Origin of the sequence: Meiothermus sp. Pnk-1 (genome assembly GCF_003226535.1) — a bacterium.
Taxonomy (GTDB): Bacteria; Deinococcota; Deinococci; order Deinococcales; family Thermaceae; genus Allomeiothermus.
In genome coordinates, this window is sequence record NZ_QKOB01000001.1 from 348539 (window position 1) to 370865 (window position 22327).

The window sequence follows — 22327 nt, forward strand, 5'->3', positions numbered from 1 at the left end:
GAGCTCATGACCCAAACCGCCACAGCCCTGGAATTCAAAGAGGCTACCCTGTCCAACGGCCTCACCGTGATCGCCGAGGTCAACCCCGAAGCCAAGAGCCTGGCCCTGGGGTACTTCGTCAAGACCGGCAGCCGCGACGAGACTCCCCAAGAGTCGGGGATTTCGCACTTTCTCGAGCACATGGTCTTCAAGGGGACGGCCCGCCGCGATGCCTTAGAGGTCAACCTCGAGTTTGACCGCATGGGGGCGCAGTACAACGCCTTCACCTCGGAGGAGAACACGGTCTACTACGGGGCAGTGCTGCCTGAGTTCGGCGGGCGGCTGCTAGAGCTGTTTACCGACCTCATGCGCCCGGCTTTGCGCCAGGAGGACTTCGATACCGAAAAGAGGGTAATCCTCGAGGAGATCGCCCTCTACGCCGACCGCCCCAATGCGATGCTCTTCGACTATGCCCGCTCCAGGTTCTTCCGCACCCATCCGTTGGGCAACAGCGTGCTCGGCACGCCTGGGTCCATCACCGCCATGACCCGCGAGCAGATGATCGCCTACCACGCCCGCCGCTACGCCCCGACGAACATGGTGCTGGCGATGGCCGGAAGGGTGGATTGGGAGGCCGCGCTCGAGCGGGTCGCGCAGCTCACCGCTGACTGGCAACCCTACGCCGTCCATCGGGAGTATCCCCCGTTTGAGGCCTTGCCCGGGGATGTCCGCGAGTCCTACCCCAAAGCCACCCAGACCTACATAGCCCTGCTAGCCCCCGGCTTCTCTGCCCAGGATGAGCGTCGCTACGCTGCGGCGGTGCTGGCGAGCCTTTTGGGGGAGGAGGGGAATAGCCGCCTCTACTGGGCGCTTACCCACCGGGGCTTGGTGGAATCGGCCAGCGCTGGCCACGATGACTCCGACCGGGCCGGGCTTTTTTACATTTACGCCCAGACCGATCCGCAGAACGAGGCCCAGGTGGTGGATGTCTTACGCGAGGAACTGAACCGGCTCGAGGTCCATGGGGTGAGCGCAGAAGAGGTACGCCGGGCCAAGAACAAGCTCGCTACGGGAATCGTTTTTGCCGGGGAGACCCCCATGAACCGGCTGTTCAGCCTGGGTCTGAGCTACCAGTACAGCGGGGTGTATGAACCGCTTTCGGAGATGGCCCGCAAGGTCGAGGCCATCACGCCTGGGCAGGTCAATGCCCTGCTCGAGGCCAAACCCTTCAGCCGGGGATTCTTGTACCGGATGGTACCGCAGTAGAGGGCTTCAAATCTCACCGGGGGTCGCCCGTCAAAGTTGGAGAATAAGGCACGTGCGATGGATTTGGGCGTGGATGCTCTTCTCTCTTGCCCTAGCCCAGAGCGCCCCTAGCGCGCTCGAGCTGGAGGTGCTGGCCCGTACCAACCAGGAGCGCGTGGCCCAGGGTTTAAGGCCCCTGGAGTGGGACAACTCGGCTGCTCAGGTGGCCCGTGCGCACGGCTTGGACATGCTGCGGCGGGGCTACTTCGCCCACCTCAACCCCGAGGGGGAAAGCGCTGCCGATCGGTTACGCAAGGCCGGACTGGCGGAGGTAGAGGTGGGGGAAAACCTGGCCCTATACGAGAACTACCCTGATGCCAAAATCCCGGCCGAGGCCGTACGGGGCTGGATGAATAGCCCCCACCACCGCGATAACCTGCTCAAGCCCAGTTACACCCACCTGGGAGTGGGCTTGGTGCGGCAAGGTAACCGGGTGGTGGTGGTGCAGAACTTTTTGGCCCGGCCCTTTTCCCTGCGCTTTACCCGCCAGGCGTCTTGGGTGGAGGAAAATTCCCTCTCGCTGCGGGGCGAGGCGCTCGCTTCGGTGGGGGTGTTTATAGAGGGGAATCTATACGCCGAACTCGGCCGTCGCTTTGATACCACGCTCGAGCTTCCTCCGGGGACCAACCCGCGCTTTGGATGGCGCAGTGGGTCGCGCTGGCTGGAAGTTGCACCGGGGCAGCCGGGCTTTGACTTCGAAGTTCGCCAGGAGAAAGCCCAAGTCTTCGGTTACCGGCTGCAGTTGGTGCTGCCTGCAGGCCAGTACGCCCTGGCCGTGGGGAAAGAGCCTCGCTTTTGGCGTAGCGTGGATGGTCCTGCCACGCTCGAACTTCCGCTGCCCGCTGGTTTGGGGTCGCTCTGGGTAGGCCGCCGGCAAGGGGATTGGATCGACTACGCTTTTCGGATCCCCCTGGACCTGGAGCCGAGCGCGGCCACTCCTCGTGCTTACGTCACTGCACCCTAAGCAGCGAAAAGCGGATAGCCGGGCCCCCCGTCGTAGGGCGTAAAATCCTTGGGTGGACGCAAGAGCCTTGATCGCTACGCTGCTCACCCTGATCCCCTGGGCCTCGGCCTTTCCCGCCATCCGCGCCGGGCTCGAGGGTTACTCCCCTGGCCACCTCACCCTGTTGCGCTTTTTGGTGGCCTCGATCATGCTCGCGGGGTATGCCTTGGTGGTGCGGATGCCCCTGCCCGAGCGCAAAGACTGGCCCGCCATCTTCGGCCTAGGCCTGCTGGGGATATTCCTTTACCATACCGCGCTCAACTACGGCGAGGTCACCGTAGCCTCTGGCCCAGCGGCCTTGCTCATCGCCTGCGGCCCGGTGTTCACTGCGCTCCTCTCTTCCCGCTTTGCCAAAGAGCGCATCTCCCCCTGGGGCTGGCTGGGGATCGCAATCGCTTTTACCGGGGTCGCCCTGATCGCGCTGGGGCAGGAAGGGCGCTTGAAGCTAGCTCCAGGGGCGCTGCTGATCCTGCTGGCCGCATTTTCCACCTCGGTATACTTCGTCTTTCAAAGACTGCTGCTGAGGAAATATAACCCCCTGCACTTCACCGCCTACACCCTCTGGGCTGGAACTTTTCCGATGTTGATCTTTCTGCCTGGCTTTTGGCAGGAACTCCATACGGCGAAAGCCAACGCTACCCTGAGCGTCATCTACCTGGGGGTGTTTCCGGGTGCGCTGGCCTACCTCACTTGGACCTACGCCCTCTCGCGGGCCCCGGCCAGCCAGGTGACCAGCTTTCTCTACGTCAACCCGGTGATCGCCGCCGCCATCGCTTACTTTTGGTTAGGGGAGGTTCCTACCTCCTTGAGCATAATTGGAGGGGTCATGGCCTTGGCCGGGGTGGTGGTGGTGAATACCTTGGGCAAGGTCTCCACCGCGCAAAGACACTCCCTCAAACAGGCGTAGAATAGCGGTGTATGGAAATTCGCAAAATCGGCGTTGTCGGCGCGGGACAGATGGGCTCAGGGATTGCGCAGGTCGCGGCCCAGGCCGGGTACGAGGTAGTGCTGCGGGATGTGGAGCAGCGTTTTTTGGAGCGGGGTTTGGCGGGGATCCAGCGCTCGCTGGGGAAGCTTTTGGAAAAGGGGAGATTGACCCAAGAGCAGCACGATTCGGCCCTGGCCAACCTGAAGGCGACCCTCACCCTCGAGGCCTTTGAGGATTGCGACTTGGTGGTCGAGGCCATCGTGGAGAACGAAGCGCTCAAGGCCGAACTCTTCCAGGAACTCGACCGGATCGTCAAGCCGGGAGCTATCCTGGCCTCCAACACCTCCTCCATCCCTATCACCAAGCTCGCCGCCTATACCCAGCGTCCCGAGCGCTTCATCGGGATGCATTTTATGAACCCGGTTCCGCTGATGGAGCTGGTCGAGGTGATCCGCGGCTTCCTGACCTCCGACGAGACCGCCCGGATTGTGATGGAGATCGCCCGCCGGATGGGCAAAACCCCGGTGGAGGTCAATGACTTTCCCGGCTTTGTCTCCAACCGGGTGCTATTGCCCATGCTCAACGAGGCCATCCAGTGCGTGATGGAAGGGGTAGCTACCCCAGAGGCTATCGATCAGGTGATGAAGCTCGGCATGAACCATCCCATGGGACCTCTGACCCTGGCCGACTTTATCGGGCTGGACACCTGTCTTTCGATCATGGAAGTGCTGCACCAGGGCTTGGGCGACGACAAGTACCGCCCCTCACCCCTCCTGCGCAAGATGGTGCAAGCGGGCCTTCTGGGGCGCAAGAGCGGGCGGGGGTTTTACCGCTACGATGAACGGGGCAACAAGATCCCAGGCTCGGGGGCGACGGCGTATAGAAACGCTTCCAGTTAGACGGTAAGCTAAAGCCATGGACCTACCCCGTTCATTTGGGATCCTGCTGCACCCGACGAGCCTCCCTGGCCGTTGGGGGATCGGCACCTTGGGTAACGAAGCCCGGCGCTTCGTGGACTGGTTGGCCTCTGCCGGGGCCCATTGGTGGCAGGTGTTGCCCCTGGGCCCGACCGGTTACGGCGATTCCCCCTACCAGTCCTTCTCGGCCTTCGCCGGAAACCCCTACCTGATCGACCCCGATACCCTCATCGAGCAGGGCTGGCTCGAGCCTCAGGAGCCCCCGGCTTACCCCGCCGAAAGGGTGGACTACGGCTGGTTGTACACCACCCGTTGGGACTTGCTGCGGCGGGCCTACGACGGTTTTGTGGAGCGGGGTAAACCGGAGGAGCTCGAGGCTTTTGCCCGCTACCGCCAGCAGGAGGGAGGCTGGCTCGAGGACTACGCCCTTTTCATGACCCTCAAACACAAGTTCGGCGGCAAGCCCTGGAACGAGTGGACCGCCCCCCTGCGCAGCCGTGAGGCGGCGGCGCTCGAGCAGGCCCGCCAGGAGTACGCCGATGAGCTTGGTTTTCACGCGTGGACCCAGTGGGTGTTCTACCAGCAGTGGAGCGCCCTGCACGACTACGCCCGTGCCCGGGGGATCAAGCTGATCGGGGACATGCCTATCTTCGTGGCTTACGACTCTGCCGACGTATGGGCAAGCCCGCAGTACTTCCACTTAGACCCCCAAGGGCTTCCGACCGTGGTGGCGGGGGTCCCGCCCGACTATTTCTCCGAGACCGGCCAGCTGTGGGGCAACCCGCTCTACCGCTGGGAGGTGATGCAGGCGGAGGGGTTTGCTTGGTGGATCCGGCGCATCCAGAAGGCGCTCGAGGCCTGTGACCTGGTGCGCATCGACCACTTCCGCGGCTTTGAGGCCTACTGGGAAGTTCCCTTTGGCGAGGCCACCGCGGTCAAGGGGCGCTGGGTCAAGGCTCCGGGGAAGGAACTGTTTCAGGCGGTGCGCCTGGCCTTGGGCGATGCGGCGATCATCGCGGAGGATTTAGGAGTCATCACCCCGGAGGTGGAGGAACTCCGCGATTCCCATGGCTTCCCGGGCATGAAAATCCTTCAGTTCGCTTTCTCTGACGAGACCAACCCGTTTTTGCCCCACAACTACCCCGAGTCCGGGAACGTGGTCGTCTACACCGGTACCCACGACAACGACACCACCATCGGGTGGTACCAGACCGCCCCCAAGGAAGAGCTCGCGTTCATGGACAAGTACCTCGAGCGGCATGGCTTGAAGATCCAAAAGCCCGAGGATGCCCCCTGGGCGCTGGCCGAGCTGGGCTTCCGCTCGAGGGCCAAGCTGGTGATCCTGCCCTTGCAAGACGTGCTGCGGCTGGGCCCTGAGGCGCGCATGAACTTTCCCAGCAAGCTGGGCGGCAATTGGAGCTGGCGCTATGCCCCCGGGGACCTTACCCCAGAGTTGGCCCAGCAGCTGCGGGAACTGGCCCGCTCCAGCGACCGCTTGTAAGCGCCAGCGGGTATACTCGAGGCCAAGCGGGAGGCCACGATGCGGTTTCAGTCGTACATCTTGGGCGGCAACCACTTTGACCTAGACCCCGATCTATGGCCTGTGCTGCGGCACTTTTGCCCCCAAGCCGACACCTGGCGCGAGGATCTGCGGCGCTTTGGGGAGTTGGCGGGCGGAGCGGCTTACCGGGTGGCCGACCACGTGGACCGGGAAGCTCCGCCGGTGCTGGTCATGCACGACCTGGACGGCAGCCGCATCGACCGGGCGCGGCTATCTCCGGCCCAGGAGGCGCTCCTCGGCGAGCTGGCTACGGTGAATGCTCCCCCTTACCAAGGGGGGAGCTGGCATCACCACTTCGCCCAGGGGTATCTGCTGGCCGACCCCGGCCTATACTGTATTCTGACCATCACCAACTGCGTAATTTACACCATTCATAAATATGCCCCCCAGTTTTCGCCGTGGAAGGAAGAATTGCTTTCCGGCCGGGCCTGGGGGGCTACCTGGATGACCGAGGTGCAGGGCGGCAGCGACTTGGGGGCGAACCTGACCCAAGCTCGCCCAGACGGTGAGGTATGGCGCCTGGATGGGGAAAAGTACTTTGCCAGCGGGGCGGGCCTCACCGATTACGCGCTGGTATCGGCTCGGCCCGAGGGAGCCCCGGCGGGGCCCAAGGGGCTGGCGCTGTTTTTGCTGCCCCGGTTGGATCGGGCGGGGAGGCTCAACTACCGGGTGCGGCGGTTGAAGCAGAAGCTGGCCACGCGGGCGGTACCCTCCGGCGAGGTCGAGCTGACTGGCAGCGAGGCATACCTGATCGGAAAGGCCGAGGAGGGGATTTATTACACCCTCGAGGTGCTCACCCTCTCGCGCCTGGCCAACGCCGCCGGAGCCATGGGGCTGGCCCGCAAGGCCCAGCTCGAGGCCCTGGCCCGCGCAAAGCGGCGCAAAGCCTTTGGCAAGAGTTTAGAGGCGCACCCGCTGATCCGCCGTGACCTCACCGATTTGGCTGTGCGCATCGCCGGGGGGCTGGCCCTCACCTTTCGCGCGGTGCAGGCTTGGGAGGGGGTTTGGCAGGAGCGCCCGCCCTATTCGCCCCGCTACCATTACGCCCGTTTGCTTACCCACCTGGCCAAGGCCCGCACCGCCGAGCACGGTACGCATTGCACCCAGCTGGCCATGGAACTCTTCGGTGGGGTAGGCTTCGTCGAGGATTTCGCTATCGCCCGGCTGGCGCGCGAGGCCCTCATCACCCCCATCTGGGAGGGTCCGGCCAACGTACAGGCCCTCGACACCCTGGAGGTGATCCGCAAGGGGGTGCTCGAGCCCTTCCTGGACGAGGTGGCCTCCACCCTTGGGCAGGTGGGAACCCCCTCGGGCCAAGCCGCCTTGGCTGTCCTTGGGAAGGCTTTGGGCCGGCTGCGCCAGGCCAGCCCGGAAGAGGCCCAGTGGCTGGCCAAGGCTTCCCTCAGAACCCTTGCGGACGTGGCCGCCACCGCTCTTTTGTACGAGCTGGCGAAAACCTCGGGCGAGCGCTATGCCAAGCTCGCCGAGCTGTACGCAGGCCGGTTTCTGCAAGGGGAAGAGTACCCTGCCTGGGCGTTATCTGCCCCCGAGGTGTGGGGGAGGGCGCCCGACGCGTAAACCAAAACCCCTCCCGCCGGGGGAGGGGTGGTGGAGAGGGGGCTTCCTAGCGGGCCTTGGCTGGTTGTTGCCGCTGGGCTTGGCGGGTTTTCCAGGCCACCACCAGGGCCGAGACCACGTAGATCGAGGAGTAGGTGCCTACGAAGATTCCCACCGTGATGGCCAACGAGAAGTCGCGCAGCACCGAGCCGCCTAAGAACAGCAAGGCGATCACCGGGAGCAAGGTGGTGAGGGTGGTCATGACGGTGCGGGAGAGGGTCTGGTTGATGGCCAAGTCGAAGATCTCCCGGTAGCTCTTGCCCCGGTTCTGCGGATCTTTGAGGTTCTCGCGAATCCGGTCGGAGATGATGATCGAGTCGTTGAGGGAGTAGCCGATGATGGTGAGCAGGGCCGCCACCGTGGGGATGGTGAACTCGAGCCTGAACAGGCTATACATCCCGGCCACGATGGCCACGTCGTGGGCCACCGCGATGATGCTGGCGAGGCCGAACATCCAGTCAAAGCGGAAGGCCACGTAGACCAGGATCAGCGCCAGCCCGATCAGCACCGCGTAGATGGTGTTGCGCTTCAGCTCCGACCCGACCGAGGGGCCTACCGTTTCGGACTGCAATACCTGGGCGGAGAGGCGCTGTTGGAAGAGGCGCTCGAGCTGGATGCGGTTCTCCTCGGTGAGCTGTCGCACCCGCACGGTGTACTCCCGGCCTTGCTGGGTGGCGAGGGCGGTGATGATGGCCTCGTTTCCGGCAGCCCCGGGGATACCCGCTTGGTTGAGGAAGCTGCGGATATCCTCGGTGGTGGTCTTGTCTCCGGTGCGCACGGTAAAGGCCGTGCCCCCGGTGAAGTCGATGCCGAGGTTGAAGCCTTTGACCAGGGCGATGCCGCCACCGATGGCGGCGAGGATCAGGCTAAACGTGGTGATGTACCGGGCCCACTTCATGAACTGGAAGCGCGAGCCCCAGACCCAGTACAGCGGTTTGACCTCGCGGCGCTCGGCGATGCGGTCCAAGAGCCACCGGCTGAACACCAGGTTGGAGAACACCGAGGCCACCACGCCCACCGCCAGCATCACCGCAAAGCCCTTGACCGGGCCGGTAGAATACTGGTACAAAGCCGCCGCCGCCAGGAGGTGGCAGGCGTTCACGTCCAAGATGGTGATGATCGAGTGCTGGAAACCCCCGGGAATGGCCTGGCGGAACCGCTTGCCGTGCTTGAGCTCCTCCTTGATGCGCTCGAAGGAGAGCACGTTGCCGTCTACAGCCGCGCCCAGGGTCAGGATCAGGCCGGCGATGCCCGGTAAGGTCAGGGTGGCGCTGAGCCCAGAGATGATGCCCAGGATCAGCACGCTGGTATAGATCAGGCCCAAGGCTGCCACCAGCCCCAACCAGAAGCCGTAGTAGGCGAAGATCAGCACGAAGATCAGCGCCGTTCCGACGATGCCCGCGTAGATGCCTGAGCGGATAGCATCCTGGCCCAGCGTGGGCCCGATGGCGCGGGTCTCGGCTTCGCGCAGGCTGATCGGTAGCGAGCCAGAGCGCAGCACCAGGGCGATCTCACTGGCCTCCTCGAGCCCCGAGAGCCCCTCGATCACCGCCTGGCCGCCGCTGATGGCGCTGCGGATGGTGGGGGCGGTGAAGACCTTGCCGTCGAGCACCACCGCCAGCCGGCGGCCTATGTTTTGCCGCGTGACCTCCTCAAACTTCTTGGCCCCTTCGCCGGTGAAGGTGAGCGAGACCTGAGGGCGACCGAACTGGTCGAAGGTGGCCTGGGCGTTGGCCAGGTCTTTACCGGTAAGTAGCACCGGGCCTAAATCGCTCTGTTTGAACAGCTGCTGTTCGAGCGGCTTGGTATCCAGGTTGGGGTTGGCCCGTTTCTGCTGGTTGATATCGGCGACGGTGAGCCCCTGGGCGTTCTCATTGAGGATGCGGAACTCCAGCACCGCGGTCTGGCCGATGAGCCGGATGGCCCGGTCCTCGTCCGCCTTGGACAGCCCCGGCAGCTCCACCACGATGCGGCGGTTGCCTTGGATCTGCACCAAAGGCTCCGCCACCCCGAGGGCGTTCACCCGGTTTTCGATCACCGTGCGGGCCACGTCCAGGTCTTGGCGGGTGAACGAGGGGGTGGTGGGCTCGAGGACGATGCGTAGACCCCCTTGCAAGTCCAGGCCTAGCTTGATCTTGGGCTCACCCGGAGCCCAGGGCTTCCATAGCACGAGCAAAGAAGCCAAAAACAGCAAGAGTAAGAAAATTCCGGTTACCCATTTGCGCGACACGTTTACCTCCAAAAGCTAGAAGCTGATCGCCATCAACGACCGCCGACGGTACGCTACGGGTGATTAGCCCCCTTCTAGCTGTAGGTGGCAGTAATGCAGGTAGAGCCTGGAAGCGAAAAACCCCCGAGCCGACTGGGCAGGGGCGAGGGCCAGCACCAAAGCCGCCGCCTGTCGCGCGCTTTCGCTCAAGGCAGGGATCGCCCCCGCCGATTGCAGCCCGGCCAGCTTGCCGCTCGCTTCGCCGAGTTGGGGCGGCGGGGTGACCGACCAAGCCCCCACCTTCTCTTTGCGGGTCGGGCCGGGATGAGCGAGGGCGGGCCCCGGCCCCAGGGTCAGGAGCATCAGGGCCAGGGCCGTGAGCAGGCGCTCGAGGCTGCGCATGATCGTAAACCAGATTACACCGTGCTTAGGCCGCGCGTCTCCACCGGTCGCGACGGTGTTAGCAAGCTCTAGCCCTGCACGATCTCGACCTGCTGGCTAGCCTCAAAGACATCGCCTTCCTGGAATTCGGTGAACCCCTCGAGCTGGATGCCGCATTCGAAGCCCTGGGCCACCTCGCGCACGTCGTCCTTGAGGCGCTTGAGGCTGGCGATCTTGCCTTTCCAGATCTCCTTACCCTTGCGCAGAACGCGGATATCGGCATTGCGGAGGATCTTGCCCGAGGTGACCAGGCAACCCGCGATGATGCCCCGGCTGAGCTTGAACACCGCCCGTACCTCGGCCGTCCCCAGCACTTCTTCCTTGAAGACCGGTTCCTTTTGGTTGCGCACCATCTTGCGCACCTCGTCGATGAGTTCGTAGATGATGCGAAAACTCTGTAGCGGGACGCCCTTTTGCTCGGCCATCTTCTTCACCGAACCCGCTGGGTTGACCCCGAAGGTGAGAATCGCAGCGCCCGCGGTGCTCGCCAACAGCACATCCGATTCCGCCGGGGCGCCCACCGCGGCAAACATCACGTTGATCTTGACCTCGTCGGTGGACTCCTTCGCCAGAATTTGCTGGATGGCTTCCAAAGAGCCCTGGGTATCGGCGCGTAGGATGAGGTGGATCTCCTTTTGCTCGGCCTCCTTCATGCTGCGCAGCAGGTCGGCTATGTTGCGCACCCGGGGAGCGGCCTCGGCCCCGGCCTCGCGGGCTTTGCGCTCGAGGATGCGCTCCTCGGCGATCTCCTTGGCGGCTATTTGGTCGGGAACCCAGTGGGCTACCTCCCCGGCGTGCGGCAGTTCGCTGAAGCCCAGCACCTGTACGGCGCTTCCGGGAGGGGCCTCCTTGCGCTGCTTATCGTCGGAGTCGCGCATGGCCCGGATCTTGCCCCAGACCTCGCCCGCCACCAGGTAATCCCCTACCCGGAAGGTCCCCTCCTGCACTAGCAGGTTGGCCAGCACCCCGGCTTGCTTGTCCACCCGAGCTTCGAGGATCACCCCCTTGGGCTCGGCCTCAGGATCGGCGCGCAGGTCCTCGAGCTCCGCGACCAGCAGGATCATCTCCAGCAGGTCGGCCACCCCCTGGCCGGTCTTGGCGCTGATCGGCACCACGATGGCGTCGCCGCCGTAAGCTTCCGGCACGAACTGCTCGCGCATGAGGTCCTGGTAGACCTTGTCCAGGTTGGCCTGGGGCAAGTCCATTTTGTTGGCGGCGAAGATGATCTTCGCCCCGGCGGCCTTGGCGTGGGCGATGGCCTCCTTGGTCTGGGGCATAATGCCATCATCGGCGGCGATTACGATGACTGCGATGTCGGCTACCCGGGCTCCCCGCGCGCGGATGCTGGTGAAGGCCTCGTGGCCGGGGGTGTCGATGAAGACCACCGTCCCGCTATCGGCTCCACCCCGTGCCGCGGTCTTGACCTCGAACGCCCCCACGTGCTGGGTGATCCCGCCTGCTTCCCGCTCGGCGATGCGGCTTTTGCGCAGATAGTCGAGCAAGGTGGTCTTGCCGTGGTCCACGTGACCCATGATGACCACCACGGGGGGGCGGTGGGGCAGGGCCTTGCGGGCTTCCTCGGCCCGCCTGGCTTCTTCTTCTCGCCGCCGTTGCTCCTCGAGCCCGCGTTGCTCGGCGATGATCTCCTTGACGGCTTGGGCGGTCTCGTCCTCGAGGGTGCTGGCGTGAGACTTGTAGCTCACCCCCATCTCGTCGAGGATCTCGAGGAGTTCCGCGTTTTCCATGCCCAGCTCTTTAGCGAGCTGATAAATACGAACTTTCGCCATCCAAACCTCCTAAAACCCTGGGCGCTCTGCACAAAGCGCTTCACGCCGTCGACTTGGCTGTAGTCTATCCGCCCCGGGCCTCCCGCGCGGTGAGGTCGCTCGGGTTTGCCCCGGTTTCTTGCGATCCAAGCAACGTCTGGAGCGCCTGGGAGAGCACCCCAGCTCCCGCCCCGGCAAAGCGGCGGAGCTTTTTCTCGGCCCAGCACTCGGGCTTATCTGGGCAGACATAGGCCCCCCGGCCCGGCCTCCTGCCGCTGGGGTCGATCACCGCTCCCTGCTCGGTGAGCACGATGCGCAGCAGCTCGCGCTTGGGCCTGCGGGTACGACAGGCTACGCACATGCGCTGGGGAACATGTTTTACCGGCATGAACGCCTCCCGCCCGATGCCACACGCCTTGCGCCATGCACCGGGCTCAACCAAAGCCAAGCGCGAGGCGTAGGGCGTAAGGCGTATGGCATCACCGCTCCTCGTCTTTTCCTTCGTCGGCGAACAGGCTCTCGAAGCGGCTCTTGGCGTCTTGGCTGATCGAGGAGCGCTCTTCTTTGCTGGCGGCTTTGGCTAGCGCCGTGTCGAGGTCGGTGATCTCTTCGGCCTCTTCGAAATCGATCTCGTAGCCGGTGAGCTTGCTGGCCAGCCGCACATTCTGCCCGGCCTTGCCGATGGCGAGGGAGTGCTGGTCTTTGGAGACCACCACCTTGGCCCGCTTAGCCTCGCTATCGGTCTCGATGCTGCCCACCTGAGCAGGAGAGAGGGCGTTGCGGATAAACTCGCGAGGGTTGGATGACCACTGGATGATATCTACCCGCTCGCGGCCCAACTCCGCCGAAACCGCCTGAATGCGCTGGCCCTTGTGCCCGATGCAGGCCCCGATAGGGTCCACGTTAGGGTTATGGCTCGTCACCGCGACCTTGCTGCGGCTGCCAGGCTCGCGGGCCACGGCTTTGACCTCTACGATTCCCTCGTTGATCTCGGGGACTTCCTGGCGCAAAAGGTACCTGAGAAGCTCCTCGTTGGCCCGGCTGACGATCAGGCTGGGCCCCTTGGACGAGCGCTGCACCTGCTTGAGGTAGACCTTGACCCGCTGGCCGGGGTGATACCGCTCGGAGGGGATCTGTTCCTTAGGGGGCATCAGGGCTTCGCCGCGGCCTAGGTCCACGTAGACGTTGCCGCGATTGTCCACCCGGGTAACTTGGCCGGTGACGACCTCGCCCTCTTTGTCTTTGTACTCGCTATGTACCCGGTTGCGCTCCGCCTCCTTGAGGCGCTGGGTGAGCACCTGTTTGGCGATCTGCACGGCGATGCGGGAGAACTCTTCGGGATCTACCGGGAATTCCATCTCCTCGCCGAGCTGCACCTCAGCATCGTAGGCCAGGGCGTCTGCCAGCGAGATCTCCTTGGCGGGGTCTTCGACCTTTTCTACTACGGTCTTGATCTCCAACACCTCGAGCCCCCCACCCTGGGGGTCCAGGTGCACCTCGACCACCGGCCCCAGCCCCTCCTCCACGTCCTTGGGTTTGTACCCCTTTTGTCGCAGGTAAGCCAGCCGCAACGATTCCTCGAAGGCGGTGATCAGTTCCTCAGCCGTCACCCCCCGCTCGAGGGCGACCTGCTGCAAAGCTTCTACGAAATCCTTGTTCACGCTTCCTCCTTTGTGCTAGGTCTCACGCCGAACTCAAAAGCGCCGGGCTATAGATGTAGCGGACGGCGCTTGAGAGGTTTCACCTTGGGGTTTCTGGCCACTCGGCCAGATTGGCCTTGAACTCTCCGATCTTGAGGGTGCGGAGTTCTTTGTCCACCAGGAAAGTCACGCTGTCCTGGCCGACCTCTTCGATCCGCCCGGTGAAGTTGCCCTTCGGGCTGCGTACCTTGGCCTTGAGCCCGGCAAAGCGTTCGAAGTGGCGAGGGGTGAGGAGGGGCCGGTCCGGGCCGGGAGACTCCACCTCGAGCCGATAGGTGCCTTGGATCAAGTCGAGCCGGTCTAGCTCGCCTTCGAGCACCCGGCTGGCCCGCTCGAGTTCCTCCACCGAGATCGGCACCTCGTCTTTGCGCTCGAGGCGCACCGTGAGGACTTTGTTATTCCCTGCGCCTTTGAGGCTTACCTCCAACACGTCGTAGCCCATCGGCCCTAGCAAATCTTGGGCTACTGCCATCAGATCCACTTGCCTTCACCCGCCTTCCGCATCTCCTCGCATGAACAGAGGGTGGGCTTGCACCCACCCTCCGACACAGGAGAGATTGACACCAGTAGTCTACTACTCGCCGCCGGTCAACTCAAGGGGCACGGGCCAAGCGCTGACAGTTGGGGCAAAGGTGGCTTCCCCGGCCTCCCACCACGATTCGGATGATTTTTCCCGTGCAACCGGAGCGTTTGCAACGCTCCCCCGCTCGGCCATAGGCGTTATGCTCGAGCTGGAAGTAACCGGGTTCACCGGTGGGTTGTTGATAGGAATTGTCGGAGAGGGTAGAACCCCCGGCTGCCACGGCCCGGCCTATCACGTCTCGGATAGCTCTATGAAGCCGCTTGACCTCGGCGGGGCTGAGGGTGTTGGCCGGGCGCTCAGGGTGGATTCTGCTTTGCCACAAGGACTCGTCGGCATAGATATTTCCGATGCCGGCCACGGCTTCTTGCCCTAGCAGGACTTCCTTGATCCGGCGGCGGGTTCTGGCCAGGGCTTGTTGAAACCGCGAGAGGGTGAACGCTTCAGAGAGCGGTTCGGGCCCCATCCGGCCCAGTAGATCTATCCCCCGGTAGTTTCCGGCTTCTACCACCCACCACTTTCCAAAGCGGCGCGGATCGGTGTAGTACAGGCTCCGCCCGGACAGCTCGACGGTCAGCCGGGTATGGCTGTGGGGCTCAAAACGAAAGCCGCCGGTCATGCCCAGGTGAATGACCGCCTCGAGCCCACCCTCGAGCTGCCAGAGGATGTACTTGCCGCGCCGGGCGGTGCCGAGCACCCTCCGTCCATGGGCCAGTTCGGTGTGGCGGTAGCGGGCGGGGTCGGAGTGGCTGAGCTGTCGGATGGTCTGCCCCAGCAGATAGGGTTCGAGGATGCGCCGGGTGGTCTCGACTTCGGGTAGTTCGGGCACAGGGCATAGATTACATCAGCCCAGGGCATGGTAGCCCTGTAAGCGGGCCTCGGCTAGACGCGGTGGATCATCCAGGACCTCACCTGGCCGAGGCCCGTATTTGGCGCGGGATATACGCCCGGGCCTTGGGCCAACGCCCAGAGCCGGGGTGAAGGGGAAGGCCGGTGGGGCCAAGGGTTCAGCGGGGGGCTTTTTCCGCCGGGAGTCTTTCTAGAGCCCGCCGTGCTTCGCGCAAAAAGTACGAGGCGAGCACCTCGAGCGGTAGATCCCGCAGGGCAAAGGCCTGGCATAGGGCCTGGTGGCGTTCGGGGCAGAGGGCCTTGATGCGCGGCGAGAGCTCTTCCCAGACTTGCTGCAACAGCTGTCGCGTCAGCGGAGAGGCTTCGACAAGGCGCTCCAGGGGGGGGAGGTCCATACGGTGGACATAGGCATAACGGGGAGCCGCTTTGAACACGACCTAAGCCTAGCATTCGCAAGATGGGGCATCGTAGCCTAGGCTAAGCACTTACCAACCAGTTGGTAAGAGGGTATTCAGGCGGGCGCACTTTGATCCTTCGCGAGGATTGTGGGCAACTCGTGCTCGAGGCTGCGCCACTCCAGATCGAAATCTTTTCGCATGGCTGTGGGATCGGCGGTGTTGCCCATTTTGAGCATTCGGTATTGGTCGAGGGTGAGGGGAAAACCGGGGATGCGCGAGAGCAAGGGCACTGCGAAGTCCATCAAAGACAAGGGGATGGGCAGAAGGGGTTTGCGCGATCCCAGCGCATCCCGCACCAGCAAGATCAGCTCGCGGAAGGTGTACTCCTGGGGGCCCACCAGCGCGTAGGTCTGGCCGATGGTCTGAGGTTTTTCTAGCGCCTGGGCGAAAGCTTCCGTCACATCCCCGACCCAGACTGGGCGGAAAGGAAAGCATCCATCCCCGATGAGGGGAATCACCGGAGCGGGCGGGTACCATAGCCCCTTGTGAACGCCCCCTTGGATCAAGCCCCGGAGTACCCCGCCGAAGAAGTCGTCTCCCTGGCCGAAGATCAGGCTGGGCCGGAAGATGGTCCACTCCAGTCCGGAGGCGCGCACCAGCCCCTCGGCCTCGGCCTTGGCCTCGAAGTAGCGGCTCCCGCTCCCTCGGGTGGTCCCCAGGGCGGACATGTGCAAGTAGCGCCGGATTCCAGCGGCGCGGGCGGCCTCGAGCGTATTGCGGGTCCCCTCCACGATGGCTTGCTGAAAGGTCTGGTCGCCTCGCTCGCGAATGATGGCGACCAGATAGATCACCGCCGCAACGCCCTGCATGGCCGCCGCCAACCCCTCGCCCGTGGCCGCGTTGCCCTGGACGTGGCGCACGCCCTCGGTTGCGCCGGTAGCCCGCCTCGACATGACCTGAACCTGGTGACCATGCCGCAGGAGGCAGCGGGTCAGATGGCTTCCCACAAAGCCGGTTCCCCCGACGACCAAGACGCGCATATCCACACCCTATCGGAGGCCCTCACCCGCCTGCCGGCATGAGCGCTTGGGCCTTCCGCCTCATACCGCCTCGAGCATCGGGGTGTCGGCCTCCAGCTCGAGGGAATGCCGGTCCATCAGGTAGATTTTGCGGTAGCCGGTATCCAAAAGGCCCTCCCGGCGCAAATCGGAGAGCAGCTTGGATACCGACTCGCGGGTGGAGGCGGTGGCGTCGGCTATCTCCTCGTGCGAGGCGGTGATGTAAGTACCCCGCTCGTCCCGGCCACAAGCGGCCGTCTCGGCGAGGTAGATCAGGTAGCGGCAGATCCGGCTGCGCAGTTCGCCCCACTGTAGGTGGGTTTCGTAAGCCTGCACCTGGGCCATCTGGGTGGCCAGGTTACCCGCCACCGCCCGCAAGTCCTCGGCGGACAGGCTGGCTACGTCAATACCCACGGCGCCCGCGTCGGTGAGGGCTTCGGCGGTGTAGCGGTAGTGGGTATTGGAGAGGGCTTCCTCGCCAAAGTAGTCCCCGGGCAGGACATGCCTGAGGGTGAGCTGGCGACCATCGGGCAGGATCTCTACGATCCGTACCAGTCCCCGCTCTAGGTGGTAGAGGGCTTCGGCGCGGTCACCTGCCCGGTAGATGACCTCCTTGCGGCGTACCTTTTTCATAGAGCCTCCTCCCTGCGAAAAACCGCCCCACCACAGACCGGTCGGGCATCGAGCCGGACTATGGATTCGGCGAGGAAAATGCTCGGGTAGCTTGGGTACAGCTTTACCATACGCCCATCTCCTTCAATAGCGGGCCCAAAGTTTCCGCCAGCAGCCGGGGATCGTTGCCCAGGTATCGTCCCCCCAGTCGCTCGACCAACTCGGGGTGGTTCTTGGCCGCCCGGCCTCCGACCACCACCACCGGGGCAAGGCCCTCTAAGGCCCCGCGGGGGAGCGATTCAAGGCTGATAGGTTGCATGGCCGAGAGAACCGCGGCCTTGGCTCCAGTCCTTTCCACGAAGCTTTTGAGGTCGCCAAGAGGGGTGTTGGGACCCAGGTAGTGCACGGTATATCCCGCCCGGCGCAAAAAGAGGGCAGTGACCAAGCTGCCCAGCTCGTGCTGCTCCCCGGGGAGGGTAGAGACCACCACCCCAGGCCCCAGCGAGCCCCCCATGAGGCGCAGAAGCTCTTGTAGCCGCCCTCGTAGATAGGTGCTGGCCAGGTGTTCTTGGGCGGTAGTAATCCTTCCTAGGTGCCAGCCGTCCCCGATCCTCTGCAGGGTGGGGGAGATGATCTGCAGCACTACGGTCTCGAGCGGGTAGAGCCGGTGTGCCTCGGCCATAACGCGCTCGGCGGACTCGGTATCGGCGCGCACCAGGGCCTCCTCGAGCTCGGCCGAAAGGGTTTCAGGGGCCCGCGGACCCTCCTGGGTCAGGCTGTCCAGGTAGCGGCGTACTGCCTGGGAGGGGGCAATTCCCTCGCCGATCCAAGCCTTGATCTGCCGCAGCGCGGCCAGGTCGGCTTCGGAGTACAGGCGGTGGCCGCCGGGGGAGCGCTCGGGCTGGGGGAAGCCGTAGCGCCGCTCCCATTGGCGCAGCAGGGCGGAACTCAGCCCGGTGCGCTCCTCGACTTCGGCGATGGTGTAGACCCCTAAATCCCGTCGCATCCTACCGCTCCGCTCGAGGTTTAGCTTAGCTTACTGTCTAGGTTTTGTCAATAAAATGGGTCGCACCTTTACAAAAATTGAACAACATGGTGAGATGGGTGGAGATGTCCCTCCCTGAGTCCCCGCCCCGGCCCCGCCTTAGCCTAGCGGTGGCCACCAACCTGCTCCCCCCTGTGGCCTGGGGATACGAGCTGTGGCGGGCGCGAGCGCTTACCTTGCTATCGGGGCGGAGGTTCCCCTTAGAGGAGGAATTCGCCCAGCTGGTTGCGGCCCTCGAGCCCGTACGGGGTGGCGTCTTCGCGGATCTGGGAACCTCCACCGGGCTCTACGCCCGGGCTTTGTTGTGCCGCGGAGCAGCTAGGGTATATGCCGTGGATCTCTCTTCCGCCATGTTGCGGGTGGCGGTGCGTAAAGCGCGGGGTCTGCCGGGGTTTGTACCCATGCGGGCGTGGGCAGAGAGCCTGCCGCTGCCTCCCCAAAGCTGCGACGGGGTAGCGGTGGGAGGGAGCTGGAATGAGTTTCCGCAGCCTGAGCGAGTCGCCGCCGAGATGGCGCGGGTACTGAAGCCGGGAGGGCGCTACTTTGTGATGTTCGCCCACGCTGGCCAAAGTCCCCTGCAGAGGCTCTTGGAGTTGAGTGGGCTGCGGTTTTCCAGCAGCGCAGAAGTGCAGGCCATCCTGGAAAAATTTGGGCTGAGGGGAAGAGCCTGGCGGGAAGGCGGGGTTGGCTTTGTGAGCGGAGCTAAGGTTGTGGAGGCGGTCTAGCTACAGTCTTTGGTAAGGAGACCCCAATATGGAACCGGATTGGAAGGCTATAGCGGCGACTATCCGTCACCACTCCGCCACTTTCTACTACGGTAGCCTCCTGTTCCGGGGAGCCGCCCGCAAGGGTGTTTGGGCGGTCTACGCCGCCTGCCGCACCGGGGACGACGCGGTGGATGAATCCTCTGATCCCGAGGGCGAGCTCGAGCGTTGGTGGGAGGGGATCGAACGGGCCTACCGGGCGCAGCCCCAAGAGGAGTGGGAGAAGGGGTTGGCCTGGGCCTTCGAGCGCTGGCCCATTCCCCAAGCCGCCTTCGCCGATATGCACCGAGGGTTTTTGGACGACCTCCGGCCTATGCGACCGCAAAACCTGGAGGAGCTTTTGCTCTACTGCTACCGGGTGGCGGGGACAGTGGGCCGCATGATCGCCCCCATCGCCGGGGTGTGGCCGGGAGCAGGAGGGGCGGAGGAGGCCGCCGTCAAGCTGGGCCAAGCGATGCAGCTGACCAACTGCTTGCGCGACGTGGGAGAAGACTTAGCCATAGGGCGGGTATACCTCCCTGCCGATCTCATGGACCGTCATGGGGTGAGCCTGGAAGACCTCTACAGCGGCCGTATTCGCCAACCCTACATCGGCTTGATGCAGGAGTTGGCCGCGGCGGCGCGAAGGCTGTACCGCGAGGGGTTGAAGGGGCTTCCCTATCTGCGCCAGGGCCGGGCCGCCATCGCCCTGGCCGCCTTGCAATACGAGGGCATTCTGGACAAGCTCGAGCGTTCAGGATGGAACAACCTCTCGGGCCGGGCCTCGCTGCGCGCCTATGAGCGGCTGTTGCTGGTCCCGCGGGCGCTTTGGATGCGGACCGGCTCGTCGTAGCGGCGTTTTTACCCTACGCTGGTGGGGGAGGCGGCGAGATTGTTTGACCTCGTGGTTATCGGAGCCGGACACAACGCCCTGGTCGCCGCTGCCTACGTGGCCCGAGCGGGGTATAAGGTAGGGGTGTTCGAACGGCGAGCGCTGGCGGGAGGAGCGGTCTCGACCGTGGAGATGGTGCCCGGTTACCGCTTCGACTTGGGCGGCAGCGCCCACATCCTCATCCGCCTGACCCCCATCGTGGAGGAGCTCGAGCTGCCTCGCTACGGGCTGGAGTACCTCGAGCTGGACCCCCTTTTTCACGCCTCGGATGGCGAGGGGAGCTGGTTTGTCTGGCGCGACGCGGAGCGCACCGCCCACGAGCTCGAGGGGCGATTTCCCGGGCAGGGCGAGGCCTACCGGCGCTTCATTGGCGACTGGCTGCCCTTCAGCACGGCGGTCAAGGAGGCTTTCTTGAGCGTGCCGAGCCCCCTCGAGCTAGGGCGCAAGATGGTGTGGGGTTCCGGGCTCGGCAAAGACTGGCAGCGTCGCCTGCCGCGGATCCTAAGGCCCTACGGCGAGGTCGCCGCCGAGTATTTCCGCGAGGAGCGGGTCCGCGCCCCCCTGGTCTGGATGGCGGCCCAGTCCGGCCCGCCCCCTAGCGACCCCCTTTCGGCCCCCTTTCTGCTATGGCACCCGCTTTACCACGTGGGCGGGGTGGCCCGCCCGCGGGGGGGCTCGGGCGAACTCGCCCAAGCCCTGGTGCGGCTGATCGAGGCCCACGGCGGCGAGGTGCACCTCTCCACCCCGGTGGAACAGATCCTGATCGAAAACGGCAAAGCCGTCGGCATTCAAGCGGGCGGCGAGCGCATCCTGGGCGGAGCGGTGCTGGCCGGAAGCCACGTGCTCAAAACCGCGCAGATGCTCCCTGCGGCCTACGTCCCGGAGGAGGCGCGAAGGGTGCGGGTTGGCAACGGATTCGGTGCGATCTTGCGGCTAGCCCTCAAGGAAAAGCTGCGCTACCGGACCCATGCGGGGGACGAGGCCCGGATCGGGCTGGGGCTTCTGATCGGGGGTGAGCGCGAGCTTTACCGCGCGTACGGGGAGTACCTGGCGGGCGAACCCACCTCCAACCCCCCCCTCGTCGCCATGAGCTTCAGCGCGGTGGACCCCAGCCTGGCCCCGCCCGGTGGGGAGGTGCTATGGCTGTGGGCGCAGTACTACCCCTACCGGCTGGCCCGGGGGACCTGGGAGGAACGCGCGCAGGAGGTGCGAGAGGCGATCCTTCGCAGCTTCGAGCGCTGGGATCCGGACATCCGCAGCAAGATCGTGGGCGAACTCCTGCAGACTCCGGCCTGGCTCGAGTCCGAGTTTGCCATGCCGAGCGGGAACGTGATGCACCTGGAGATGAGCCTCGACCAGATGTTCATGCTGCGCCCTTGGCTGGGGGCGGCCAACTACAGATGGCCCACGCTCAAAAGCCTCTACCTGTGCGGGGCCAGCACCCACCCCGGCGGGGGGATCATGGGGGCTAGCGGGCGGAACGCGGCGCGGATTATCCTCAGGGATTTGAGCCGCCGCAGGGTAGGGGGGTGAGGCGGCTATGGAAGACCGATGAACGATAGCTATGACTACATCATCGCCGGGGCGGGGGCTGCCGGGCTCAGCCTGGCCTACCACTTGGTCCAGGCCGGGCTGCGGGACAAGCGCGTGCTGCTCATCGACCGCGAGCGCAAGCGCCGCAACGACCGCACCTGGTGCTTTTGGGAAGTAGGGGAGGGGCCTTTCGAAGGGCTGGTTTTCCGCCGCTGGTCGAGGGTCTGGTTCCACGGCGAGGGGATCTCCGCGCGCTTGAACCTTTCGCCCTACCGCTACAAGATGATCCGCGGCATCGATTTCTATGCCTTCATGGACCGCTGGCTCGAGACCCAGCCGCAGATTACCCGGCTTTACGGTGAGGTAGACCGGGTGGAGGAGGGGCGGGTTTGGGTAGAGGGGCGGCCGTACGAGGCCAGGTGGATCTTCGACAGTATCCACCGCTCCATCCCTCGGCTACCTGGCTACCATTACCTGCTGCAGCACTTCAAGGGATGGGTGGTGTGCGCTGCCTCCCCGGCGTTTGATCCCACCGCGGCCACCCTGATGGACTTTCGCCTCGAGCAGCGAGGAGCGGTGCGCTTTGCCTACGTGCTGCCCTACGACGAGCGGACGGCCTTGGTCGAGTACACCCTGTTCTCGCCCACACTTCTCCAGCCTGAAGAGTACGACCTGGGGCTCAAGGACTACCTCGAGCGCCTGCTACATATCCGGGAATACACAGTTCAGCACGAGGAATTTGGCATCATCCCAATGACCGATGTACCGGTGGTCTCTGCCGGTGACTCCCGCATCATCCGCATCGGCATAGCAGGTGGGCGGGCCAAGGCCTCTACCGGGTATACCTTTCAGCGCATTCAGCGCCACTCGCGGCAGATCGCCGCGAGCCTGGTCCGCTACGGACAGCCCCTGGCAGGCAAGCCCGGCTTTGACCGCCATCGCTGGATGGATAGCCTCTTCCTCAATGCCCTGAGCCGGGGGCGGGTAGAGGGCAAGCGCTTTTTTAGCCGCCTGTTCCAAAGGTGCCCGGCGGCCCAGGTGCTGCGTTTCCTCGATGAGGAGACCTCGCTAATGGACGACCTCAAGCTCATGTCGGCCGTTGACATCCCGGCTTTTCTCGCCTCGGGCTGGGATGTGCTGACCTCGAGGCTCAGGGCCCGGCGGCGCCCCGAGGATTTGTGAGGCGAGCTA

At 64.4% G+C, this 22327-nt stretch carries 21 protein-coding genes; 10 read left to right on the forward strand and 11 right to left on the reverse strand.

Translation table 11 applies throughout. The features are described from left to right. Positions 1-6 precede the first annotated feature (6 nt). The 6 genes from DNA98_RS01830 to DNA98_RS01855 are packed head-to-tail and all read left to right on the forward strand — an operon-like array spanning position 7 to position 7271. Positions 7-1245: a pitrilysin family protein gene (locus DNA98_RS01830; RefSeq protein ID WP_110525000.1), complete on the forward strand. Its 1239-nt coding sequence runs from the start codon at positions 7-9 to the stop codon at positions 1243-1245. Between the two features lie 52 nt (positions 1246-1297). After that, on the forward strand, positions 1298-2248 hold the full coding sequence (locus DNA98_RS01835; protein WP_233493005.1) for a CAP domain-containing protein: 951 nt from the start codon (positions 1298-1300) through the stop codon (positions 2246-2248). 52 nt (positions 2249-2300) lie between these two features. Next, positions 2301-3194 carry a DMT family transporter gene (locus tag DNA98_RS01840; protein WP_110525005.1) on the forward strand — a complete coding sequence of 298 codons (894 nt, stop codon included), beginning with the start codon at positions 2301-2303 and terminating at the stop codon, positions 3192-3194. Between the two features lie 11 nt (positions 3195-3205). Continuing rightward, positions 3206-4114 carry a 3-hydroxybutyryl-CoA dehydrogenase gene (locus DNA98_RS01845; RefSeq protein WP_110525008.1) on the forward strand — a complete coding sequence of 303 codons (909 nt, stop codon included), beginning with the start codon at positions 3206-3208 and terminating at the stop codon, positions 4112-4114. A 16-nt stretch (positions 4115-4130) separates the two neighbouring features. After that, on the forward strand, positions 4131-5633 hold the full coding sequence (gene malQ, locus DNA98_RS01850; RefSeq protein ID WP_110525010.1) for a 4-alpha-glucanotransferase: 1503 nt from the start codon (positions 4131-4133) through the stop codon (positions 5631-5633). Positions 5634-5672: 39 nt separating this feature from the next. Further along, positions 5673-7271: an acyl-CoA dehydrogenase family protein gene (locus DNA98_RS01855; protein ID WP_110525011.1), complete on the forward strand. Its 1599-nt coding sequence runs from the start codon at positions 5673-5675 to the stop codon at positions 7269-7271. 46 nt (positions 7272-7317) lie between these two features. Here DNA98_RS01855 and secD read toward each other — a convergent pair whose 3' ends face one another. The 11 genes from secD to DNA98_RS01910 form a co-directional block, all read right to left on the reverse strand. Then, complete coding sequence (gene secD, locus DNA98_RS01860) at positions 7318-9540, reverse strand: protein translocase subunit SecD (RefSeq protein ID WP_110525393.1); 2223 nt, start codon at positions 9538-9540, stop codon at positions 7318-7320. A gap of 63 nt (positions 9541-9603) precedes the next feature. Beyond that, positions 9604-9921 (reverse strand): hypothetical protein, encoded by a 318-nt coding sequence (locus DNA98_RS01865; protein ID WP_110525013.1) that lies wholly within the window; start codon positions 9919-9921, stop codon positions 9604-9606. Between the two features lie 68 nt (positions 9922-9989). Further along, positions 9990-11747, reverse strand: coding sequence for a translation initiation factor IF-2 (gene infB / locus DNA98_RS01870; protein ID WP_110525015.1), 1758 nt, complete (start codon positions 11745-11747; stop codon positions 9990-9992). 64 nt (positions 11748-11811) lie between these two features. Next, positions 11812-12114 carry a YlxR family protein gene (locus DNA98_RS01875; protein WP_110525016.1) on the reverse strand — a complete coding sequence of 101 codons (303 nt, stop codon included), beginning with the start codon at positions 12112-12114 and terminating at the stop codon, positions 11812-11814. A 91-nt stretch (positions 12115-12205) separates the two neighbouring features. Continuing rightward, a complete protein-coding gene (gene nusA / locus DNA98_RS01880; protein WP_110525018.1) occupies positions 12206-13387 on the reverse strand; it encodes a transcription termination factor NusA in 1182 nt (393 codons plus the stop codon). Positions 13388-13466: 79 nt separating this feature from the next. Continuing rightward, positions 13467-13898 (reverse strand): ribosome maturation factor RimP, encoded by a 432-nt coding sequence (gene rimP / locus DNA98_RS01885; RefSeq protein ID WP_110525021.1) that lies wholly within the window; start codon positions 13896-13898, stop codon positions 13467-13469. A gap of 121 nt (positions 13899-14019) precedes the next feature. After that, complete coding sequence (locus tag DNA98_RS01890; RefSeq protein WP_110525023.1) at positions 14020-14835, reverse strand: DNA-formamidopyrimidine glycosylase; 816 nt, start codon at positions 14833-14835, stop codon at positions 14020-14022. Between the two features lie 178 nt (positions 14836-15013). Then, complete coding sequence (locus DNA98_RS01895) at positions 15014-15289, reverse strand: hypothetical protein (RefSeq protein ID WP_110525027.1); 276 nt, start codon at positions 15287-15289, stop codon at positions 15014-15016. A gap of 77 nt (positions 15290-15366) precedes the next feature. Further along, positions 15367-16293 carry a complex I NDUFA9 subunit family protein gene (locus DNA98_RS01900; protein WP_110525029.1) on the reverse strand — a complete coding sequence of 309 codons (927 nt, stop codon included), beginning with the start codon at positions 16291-16293 and terminating at the stop codon, positions 15367-15369. 60 nt (positions 16294-16353) lie between these two features. Beyond that, positions 16354-16944, reverse strand: a complete 591-nt coding sequence (locus DNA98_RS01905; RefSeq protein ID WP_110525031.1) for a Crp/Fnr family transcriptional regulator — start codon at positions 16942-16944, stop codon at positions 16354-16356. 103 nt (positions 16945-17047) lie between these two features. Beyond that, the gene (locus DNA98_RS01910) at positions 17048-17929 is read right to left on the reverse strand and encodes a MerR family transcriptional regulator (protein ID WP_110525033.1); all 882 of its coding nucleotides are present in this window, start codon (positions 17927-17929) and stop codon (positions 17048-17050) included. Between the two features lie 86 nt (positions 17930-18015). Here DNA98_RS01910 and DNA98_RS01915 point away from each other — a divergent pair, with 86 nt between their 5' ends. The 4 genes from DNA98_RS01915 to DNA98_RS01930 are packed head-to-tail and all read left to right on the forward strand — an operon-like array spanning position 18016 to position 22318. After that, entirely contained in the window at positions 18016-18693 is a 678-nt protein-coding gene (locus DNA98_RS01915; protein WP_233493007.1) for a class I SAM-dependent methyltransferase, read from the forward strand. 28 nt (positions 18694-18721) lie between these two features. Continuing rightward, entirely contained in the window at positions 18722-19564 is an 843-nt protein-coding gene (locus DNA98_RS01920) for a phytoene/squalene synthase family protein (protein WP_110525035.1), read from the forward strand. Positions 19565-19603: 39 nt separating this feature from the next. Then, positions 19604-21136, forward strand: a complete 1533-nt coding sequence (locus DNA98_RS01925; RefSeq protein ID WP_110525397.1) for an NAD(P)/FAD-dependent oxidoreductase — start codon at positions 19604-19606, stop codon at positions 21134-21136. Positions 21137-21154: 18 nt separating this feature from the next. Next, a complete protein-coding gene (locus DNA98_RS01930; protein WP_110525037.1) occupies positions 21155-22318 on the forward strand; it encodes a lycopene cyclase family protein in 1164 nt (387 codons plus the stop codon). The last annotated feature ends 9 nt before the right edge of the window (positions 22319-22327 follow it).